The sequence below is a fragment of the Billgrantia bachuensis genome, assembly GCF_011742165.1.
Taxonomy (GTDB): domain Bacteria; phylum Pseudomonadota; class Gammaproteobacteria; order Pseudomonadales; family Halomonadaceae; genus Halomonas; species Halomonas bachuensis.
In genome coordinates this window covers 1-4,152 of the sequence record NZ_JAAQTO010000077.1, presented here as the reverse complement: position 1 = coordinate 4,152, position 4,152 = coordinate 1, and the positions used below count along the sequence as shown (strand labels likewise).

The 4,152-nt window shown below is 64.1% G+C and carries 5 protein-coding genes and 1 tRNA gene; 2 read left to right on the top strand and 4 right to left on the bottom strand.

The features are described 5' to 3' along the window. Positions 1–85, top strand: an 85-nt coding sequence (locus tag HBJ55_RS22190; protein WP_167120466.1) for an IS3 family transposase, incomplete at its 5' end; no start/stop codon positions are given. A gap of 65 nt (positions 86–150) precedes the next feature. Here HBJ55_RS22190 and htpX read toward each other — a convergent pair. From htpX to msrB, 4 genes are all read right to left on the bottom strand, one after another. Beyond that, a complete protein-coding gene (gene htpX, locus HBJ55_RS22185; RefSeq protein WP_167120463.1) occupies positions 151–1,050 on the bottom strand; it encodes a protease HtpX in 900 nt (299 codons plus the stop codon). A gap of 121 nt (positions 1,051–1,171) precedes the next feature. After that, on the bottom strand, positions 1,172–2,404 hold the full coding sequence (locus tag HBJ55_RS22180; protein ID WP_167120460.1) for a pyridoxal phosphate-dependent aminotransferase: 1,233 nt from the start codon (positions 2,402–2,404) through the stop codon (positions 1,172–1,174). Between the two features lie 66 nt (positions 2,405–2,470). Beyond that, on the bottom strand, positions 2,471–3,451 hold the full coding sequence (ylqF, locus tag HBJ55_RS22175; protein ID WP_167120457.1) for a ribosome biogenesis GTPase YlqF: 981 nt from the start codon (positions 3,449–3,451) through the stop codon (positions 2,471–2,473). Positions 3,452–3,522: 71 nt separating this feature from the next. Then, on the bottom strand, positions 3,523–3,924 hold the full coding sequence (msrB, locus tag HBJ55_RS22170; protein WP_167120454.1) for a peptide-methionine (R)-S-oxide reductase MsrB: 402 nt from the start codon (positions 3,922–3,924) through the stop codon (positions 3,523–3,525). A 154-nt stretch (positions 3,925–4,078) separates the two neighbouring features. On the opposite strand from msrB, the gene HBJ55_RS22165 reads away from it, so the two are divergent. Continuing rightward, a tRNA-Glu gene (locus tag HBJ55_RS22165) sits at positions 4,079–4,151 on the top strand. The last annotated feature ends 1 nt before the right edge of the window (position 4,152 follow it).

The window sequence follows — 4,152 nt, the reverse complement described above, 5'->3', positions numbered from 1 at the left end:
CTACAACCATGAGCGCATCAAGGTGAAGCTAAAAGGCCTGAGCCCTGTAGAGTACAGAGCCCAGGCCTTGGGGCCGCCTGAATGAACCGTCCAACTATTGGGGGTCAGTTCAATTCGACGGGCCCTTGTGCTTACAGGAAAGGCGCAGCCTCACCGGTAAGCGGCTTCCTTCAATGCCCGAATCCGGTCGTCCAGCGGCGGGTGGCTGGCGAACAGGCGCTCCATGATCTTGCGCGTCTGCCCGGCATTGATGCCGAAGGCGGTCAGGGTTTCCGGCATCTGGTTGGGCATGTTGCTCTCGGCTTTGAGCCGGGCCAGGGCGTTGATCATGGCGCCGGAACCGGCGAGCTGGGCACCGGCCGCATCGGCACGATATTCGCGGAAGCGCGAGAACCAGGCGACGATGGCCGAAGCGATCAGGCCGAATACGATCTCGGCGACGATCACCACGGCGAAGTAGCCCATGAAACCCAGCCCTGCACCCTCGTTGCGCGAACGCAGGAAATTGTCCACTAGATGGGCCACCACCCGGGCGAAGAACATTACGAAGGTATTCACCACACCTTGAATCAGCGCCAGGGTGACCATGTCGCCGTTGGCCACGTGGCCGATCTCATGCGCCAGCACCGCACGCACCTCTTCAGGGCGCATGCGGTTGAGCAGGCCGGCGGAGACCGCCACCAAGGCGTCGTCCTTGTTCCAGCCGGTGGCGAAGGCGTTGGACTGCTGTGCGGGGAAGATGCCCACTTCCGGCATCTTGATCCCGGCCTGCTGCGAAAGCTCGGCCACGGTGTCGAGCAGCCACTTCTCGGTAGCATTGCTCGGCTGCGTGATCACCACCGTACCGGTGGAGCGCTTGGCCATCCACTTGGAGATGAACAGCGAAACCATCGAACCGGCCATGCCGAAGATGAAGCAGAAAATCAGCAGGGCGTTGAAGTTCATGCCCTGCTCGGTCAGGTAACCCTCCACCCCAAGCAGGCGTAGCGTAATGCTGGCAACGACGATTACCGCCAGGTTGGTGCCCAGGAAGAGCAATATTCTCATCATCGTGGGAATCTCCGTTCATAGGGCGCGGGCCGGCGCTGCGGCCCTTGCAAAATCTGCTGATTAGATACGGCCCGTTGAAGGAGGTTTCAAGGCTAGGCCGTAAATCGAAGCGTAACGGGGCTTACTGACGGTAGCGCGACAGGAAGCGGGCAAAGCGATCCAGGGCGTCACCGAGCTGATCGGCCCAAGGCAGGGTGACGATGCGCACGTGGTCGGGTTCCGGCCAGTTGAAGGCCGTGCCCTGCACCAGCAGGATCTTCTCCTGCAGCAGCAGGTCGAGTACCAGCCGCTGGTCGTCCTGGATGGGGTAGACCCTGGGATCGAGCCGCGGGAAGGCATAGAGCGCCCCCTTGGCCTTGGTGCAGCTCACGCCGGGAATGGCGTTGAGCTTCTCATAGGTGATGTCGCGCTGGGCCAGCAGACGGCCGCCGGGCAGAATCAGGTCGTTGATTGACTGGTAGCCGCCCAGTGCCGTCTGGATGGCGTGCTGGGCCGGTACGTTGGCACACAGCCGCATCGAGGCGAGCATGTTGATGCCCTGGATATAGTCCCTGGCCCGCTGCATGGCCACGCCGCCGGAGAGGATCATCCAGCCGGAGCGGAAGCCGGCACAGCGGTAGCTCTTGGAGAGACCGTTCATGGTCACCACCAGTTGGTCCTCGTCGGCCAGCGCCCCGGTGGAGATGTGCTCGGTATCGTCGTAGAGGATCTTGTCGTAGATCTCGTCGGAGAACACGACGAGATCGTGCTCGCGGGCAATGGCCAGCAGTTCGCGCACCACCTCGGGTGGATAAACCGCGCCGGTGGGGTTGTTGGGGTTGATGATCACGATGGCGCGGGTGTGGCCGGTCACCTTGGCGCGCACGTCGGCGAGGTCCGGTGCCCAGTCGGCCTGCTCGTCGCAGCGGTAGTGCACGGCGTGGCCGCCGGCGAGGTTGGCGGCGGCGGTCCATAGCGGATAGTCGGGTGCCGGAATCAGGACCTCGTCGCCGTCGTTGAGCAGCGCCTGCAGCGCCATCACGATCAGCTCGGAGACGCCGTTGCCGATGTAGATGTCCTCGATGCCAACGCCGGGGATCTCCTTGCGCTGGCACTCCTGCATGATCGCCTTGCGCGCCGAGTAGAGACCCTTGGAATCGCAGTAGCCCTGGGCGGTGGGCAGGTTGCGCATCACGTCCTGGAGAATTTCCTCCGGGGCCTCGAAGCCGAACGGGGCGGGGTTGCCGATGTTGAGCTTGAGAATGCGCTGACCTTCGTCCTCCAGCCGTTTGGCGTGCTCGAGCACGGGGCCGCGAATGTCGTAGCAGACGTTGTCGAGCTTGTGCGATTTCCTGAACAGGGTGGGCGTGTCCATTGAGTGTCCGAGATTCCAGTGGTGTCCGGTGGTTCCGGTCAGACGCGCGCTGCCGGAACTCTGTGATTATGCTGAAGTATCGGCGTTGCCGCTATCGTTGTTCGCTGCGTCGGCGATGACTTCCTCGTCTTCCGCCGGGGCCGGGATGTCGTCAGGCGTCTCCAGCGTCAGCCGGCCCAGCTTTCCGTCACGCAGCTCATGCAGCAGCACCTCGGCACCGCGGTGCAGGTCGACCTCGCCGCCGGGGCGCAGGCCGCCCCGGCGGCTGGCGATCTCGGTCAGGATCGCATGGCCGTCGAAGCCGGCCACGGCCAGCAGGTCGATGCGCTGGGGGCCGGCGGCCTCGACCTGGGCGGCCTGAGGGTTGGCGGCGTAGGGCGGCAGCTCGGTCAGCTTGTAGCGGGCCTGGAGCGCCTCGGGATAACGCCGGGCGAGCTCGGCGGCAGTGACCACCGCTACGTCGACGTAGTCGATGGCGGTATCGCGAATGGCACCGGTGGCGGCCAGGCGATAGGCACTGGCCTGATCCTCGATCTTCGGCCACAGCACTCCGGGAGTATCGATCAGTGCCACGCGGCCCTGGATGCGTACCTTCTGCTGGCGCTTGGTTACCGCCGGTTCGTTGCCGGTCTTGGCGATGGCCTTGCCGGCCAGGCCGTTGATCAGGGTCGACTTGCCCACGTTGGGGATGCCCATGACCATTACCCGCACGTCGCGGTCGGCGCGCACCTGCCCGGCGAGCTCATGGCACAGCTTGGGAATGCGCTTGAGTTCGCGGGCGTTGGTGGTGGTCACGGCGAGTGCCCGGGTGTCCGGCAGCGAGTCGAAATGCTCGACCCATTCACGGGTACGCTCCGGGTCGGCCAGGTCGGCCCGCGAGAGAATCTTCAGCACCGGCTTGTGGCGGGTCAGGCCGGCGAGCATGGGGTTGGCGCTGGAGTAGGGCAGGCGGGCGTCGAGAACTTCGATTGCCACGTCGATTTCCGGCAACGCCCCCTGTATCTGGCGTCGCGCCTTGTTCATGTGTCCCGGATACCAGCCGAGCATGTACCACTCCTGCAAACGTTTGAGGCCGCCCATCATAGCAGATGGGCGGCCTCGGCAGGGCAGGGGACGGGCTATTCGCCGGGATGGAAGGCGATGGACACCGAGTTGATGCAATAGCGCAACCCCGTGCTCTCGGGTGGGCCATCGGGGAAGACATGGCCCAGGTGGGCATCGCAGTGGGCACATACTACCTCGGTACGCTGCATGCCGTGGGAGTCGTCGGGGCGCTCTTCGACGCAAGCATGGCCAAGCGGGCGGTCGAAGCTGGGCCAGCCACAGTGGGCTTCGAACTTGTGTTCGTTTTCGAACAGCGGCGCGTTGCAGCACACGCAGTGGTAGATGCCGTGCTCGTCGGTGACCTGATAGTCGCCGCTGAAGGGGCGCTCGGTACCCTGTTGCCGAGTCACCCGGTACTGCTCCGGCGTGAGCTGGGCTTGCCATTCGGCATCGCTCTTCTCGATCTTCTTGCGCATGGCCTTTCTCTCCTGCTGGTGCGACGTCTTCATCAGACACCCATAGCTTGGCTGCTTTCCATTGCTTCGGCCAACCCAGGCCGACAGTTGACAGCTTCCAGGGGCTTGAGTAAGATTCGCGCCACCTCGTTGAGGCAGAGAGCGAGACGGCTGCGTCCCATTCGTCTAGTGGTCCAGGACACCGCCCTTTCACGGCGGGAACAGGGGTTCGAACCCCCTATGGGACGC

Bases quoted from the DNA above. Each gene is read 5' to 3' on its own strand.
- htpX (WP_167120463.1), bottom strand. From the start codon at position 1,050: ATGATGAGAATATTGCTCTTCCTGGGCACCAACCTGGCGGTAATCGTC.
- HBJ55_RS22180 (WP_167120460.1), bottom strand. From the start codon at position 2,404: ATGGACACGCCCACCCTGTTCAGGAAATCGCACAAGCTCGACAACGTC.
- ylqF (WP_167120457.1), bottom strand. From the start codon at position 3,451: ATGCTCGGCTGGTATCCGGGACACATGAACAAGGCGCGACGCCAGATA.
- msrB (WP_167120454.1), bottom strand. From the start codon at position 3,924: ATGCGCAAGAAGATCGAGAAGAGCGATGCCGAATGGCAAGCCCAGCTC.